The organism is Mesorhizobium captivum, assembly GCF_033977165.1.
In the GTDB taxonomy this organism is placed as follows: domain Bacteria; phylum Pseudomonadota; class Alphaproteobacteria; order Rhizobiales; family Rhizobiaceae; genus Mesorhizobium; species Mesorhizobium captivum.
The window spans coordinates 1-3,029 of record NZ_JAVIJB010000097.1 but is presented as its reverse complement, the minus strand read 5'-3'; the positions used below and the strand labels follow the sequence as shown (position 1 = coordinate 3,029).

Annotated in this window: 4 protein-coding genes and 1 pseudogene; 3 read left to right on the top strand and 2 right to left on the bottom strand. The window is 58.5% G+C overall.

What is annotated here, in order from left to right; all coding sequences use genetic code 11:
* Positions 1 to 185: pseudogene (locus tag RFM40_RS33340) on the top strand (MFS transporter); the annotation flags it as partial.
* Between the two features lie 17 nt (positions 186 to 202).
* On the opposite strand, the gene RFM40_RS33335 reads toward RFM40_RS33340, so the two are convergent.
* Positions 203 to 1,318, bottom strand: coding sequence for a Fic family protein (locus tag RFM40_RS33335; protein ID WP_320279039.1), 1,116 nt, complete (start codon positions 1,316 to 1,318; stop codon positions 203 to 205).
* Between the two features lie 466 nt (positions 1,319 to 1,784).
* On the opposite strand from RFM40_RS33335, the gene RFM40_RS33330 reads away from it, so the two are divergent.
* Positions 1,785 to 2,063 carry a hypothetical protein gene (locus tag RFM40_RS33330; protein ID WP_320279038.1) on the top strand — a complete coding sequence of 93 codons (279 nt, stop codon included), beginning with the start codon at positions 1,785 to 1,787 and terminating at the stop codon, positions 2,061 to 2,063.
* A gap of 174 nt (positions 2,064 to 2,237) precedes the next feature.
* Positions 2,238 to 2,477, top strand: a complete 240-nt coding sequence (locus RFM40_RS33325; protein WP_320279037.1) for a TIGR02391 family protein — start codon at positions 2,238 to 2,240, stop codon at positions 2,475 to 2,477.
* Positions 2,478 to 2,770: 293 nt separating this feature from the next.
* Here RFM40_RS33325 and RFM40_RS33320 read toward each other — a convergent pair.
* On the bottom strand, positions 2,771 to 3,029 hold a 259-nt coding region (locus tag RFM40_RS33320; RefSeq protein WP_488259965.1), incomplete at its 5' end, for a PIN domain-containing protein.

Here is a 3,029-nt window from a genome sequence, read left to right as displayed (position 1 = left end):
CCACGCTCAACCAGGGCGCCTTCAATGTCGGCAATGCCGGCGGCGCCTGGATCGGCGGCCTCGCCATCTCCCTCGGCATATCCTACGCCAACCTGCCGCTGGTCGGCGCGGCACTCGCGCTGCTCGCCGTCACGGTGGCCGTGCTGTCGCAGTCGCTCGATCGCCGCGCGGTGGTACAGACTTAGTCATTCGCTGATGGGATCTACGCACGATCGTCACGAATATTCAGCATGTAACGTGTGTGTCGGAGTTCACCGGTTCTTGTCAGCGCACCCTTGGCAACCAGATCCTGCAGGTCCCTTGTCGCCGTGGCGCGCGACGCCTGGGTGATGGCGATATAATTCTCCGCGCTGAGGCCGCCCTTGAAACTGGCGATACCTTCCCGGAACATCCGGGCGACGACTTTTTCCTGGCGTTCGTTGAACTGCCCCCGGTGGTGCTCGTAGAACTTGGCCTTGGCAACGGAGAATTCGACGCGGGCGAGCGTTACGCGCTGCGCTTCTAGGATCGTGCTGGCGAAGTAGATCAGCCAATCGGTGATCGCGTTGTTTTTATTGCTGGCCTCCAAATGATCGTAATAGGCCTTGCGGCGACGCTCGATCGTGTAGGCCAGCGCGATGAGGCTCGGCTCGCCCAGATTTTGCGCCAGCGCTTTTTCGCAAAGGGCACGTCCCATGCGGCCGTTGCCGTCTTCGAACGGATGGATGCTCTCGAAATAAAGGTGCGCGATACCGGCGCGCGTCAACGCGGGAAGCGGAGTCTTGCCCTTGAGCGCGGTATCGTTGAACCAGATGGTGAAGGCGTCCATCTCGGCTTTCACGCGCGATGAGGGCGGCGCCTCGAAATGCACTTTGGGTTTGTCCAGCCGGTTAGAGACGATCTGCATGGCATCGGCATGCTGGCGATAGTTGCCGATCGTCTCGATGCGCCGCCCGCCTGACATCACCGTCTTGTGCCAAGCATAGAGCGTGCGATGCGAGAGCGGGTTGGCAAAATGCAGATACACGTCGGCCGTCATTTCGGCGATGCCCCGCTCGGCGGGCGGGACGCGCCTATTCTCGCCTCCGAGCCCAAGCTGCTGCCGCAAGGATGATTCCAGGCTTTCCCGGTTGAGATACTCACCCTCGATCTCGGATGTCTTCAAAGCCTCTTCGCTGATTAGATCGATGCGGATCTGGTCGCGGTCATCGGGGCCAACATGGCGAAACACGCCCAGGAACTCGCCCGATCGCAATAGGAACTCGCTTTCCAGCGGGTCCAATGCCATCTTGTCGTAGGTAAAATGCGGCCAGTCGGCCTGCTCCCAATTCCATGCCATGAGCTATAGAGCGCCTTTCTATAACTCATGAAAGCGAAAAAAGTGAGCTATAGCAATCTTATCTATGCCTCAGCCGGCACCCATTAGATGGTCTCCGGCTGCCCCCAGAAATTCGGCACATCGACCGTGAAGAAACCATAGTCCGTCGAGGTTCTCATTGGTTCGGAACCATTCATCCAGCATGCCTGCAACATCAGTTGGGGACTCCGGCTCAAGGGCATGACAGCGGACGCTCCTGGTGAATTATCGCCACTGGTGAGCCGCGTGAAACGACTCCGATTCAGCCGTATGCGGAGGGGGTGAAAAAATATGGGGGTTCAAGCACATTCAGGACTTGCGTCCTACCGGGCTGAAACCGGCATAAAAAAGGCAATGCTCGCGTTTCCGCTTACAAAGCCTCCGAGAAGATATATAGGCCCAACCGGGGGCAACGTCAATAATTCGAGGTGGCCGAGGGGGAACGCCTATGAAGACATTCACGCAATCACAGCTGCAAGCAATCGCTGACGCATTGGGCGAGACCGCCGACGGCCTGACCGGCTCGGAAATCGGACATCTGCTGGCCACGGTCAAGATCGCCGATACCGGTTCCCCAATGACCAAGCGACACAGATCGTACAATGCCTTTGCCAACGACCAGAACAAGCGTGGTGCCCGCACCCATATCATAGCGTTCATCCGCAAGGCCATGAAACAGGAGCGTTTCGCCGCGAGGGGCCGAACGATTCGAGCCGATGCGCCTTAACCTGAACCGAGCTCTGGCATTTGCAGGATTGGCCGTCGCGGCATCCGGAAAACTGGGCTCCGTCGAGGCAGCCCAAACCTTATCAGAAGCGACGCGGCGTGCGCGCGAGCTGAGGGCCGAGTTGACTATCCGCGGTGCATCCTGATGTGTTGATGTTCTGCCGGGAGGAACTGCTTGCAGACAACTACTTCCATGCTGTCCGACATGCCGATGTTGGCGATCAACACGCTCGTGACCGATAGCGAGAGGAGCGAGCACCTGGTGAAGGGGACTTTCAGCATGTTCCGCAATACCACTGCGCACAGTGCAAAAATCCACTGGCAGATGTCGAAGGAGTCTGCCGAGGATTTGTTTTCAATGGTCTCGTTGATGCACCGCCGTATCGACGCTGCGCTCATGCCGGCGCGGACCTGATCGGGGGAACTTTTAAACCTGCAGGAGCGCTCGTCGGAATTTTCCTATGGATTCGGCGTTATCCTTCTCGGCCTTTGAGTCAGGCTGCCGCGATTGACGCTTGAACGACAGTGCGTTCGTCCGGCTCGTCCTCAAACGGACGTGTGCCGATGATGTTGCGCCCTTGGTCACTTCCCGTCTGGCCGAAGCAAGCGAGATCAGTCCAGCCATCGCAAAGATGGTAGCCGAACACGAGGTGTTCGAACTCGGTGCCGCTGAAATCCTCGAAATGAAGGGAATCGCCTGTCTACCTCCTAACTCCCAGAGCTGCGGATCGGATTGATGATCTGAACATCCTCGAAGTCCTTTTCATTGTCTGTCACGACAACGTAGTGGTTGGCCTCGGCGATCGCAGCGATGATGGTGTCGAGCGCGCTTCTGGGGCGTCCCTTCGCCTTCCCACCAGCCATAAGACTGGCCCAGACGAGGCCAGCTTTCTCGTCAAACGGCAGATCGACTGAATTCTGCAGCTGCGCGGCCCCGTCTAGTCCTGCTGTCGATCTGGCCGGCCGG

Coding starts and splice junctions, on each gene's coding strand:
- RFM40_RS33335 (WP_320279039.1), bottom strand. CDS start 1,318: ATGGCATGGAATTGGGAGCAGGCCGACTGGCCGCATTTTACCTACGAC.
- RFM40_RS33330 (WP_320279038.1), top strand. CDS start 1,785: ATGAAGACATTCACGCAATCACAGCTGCAAGCAATCGCTGACGCATTG.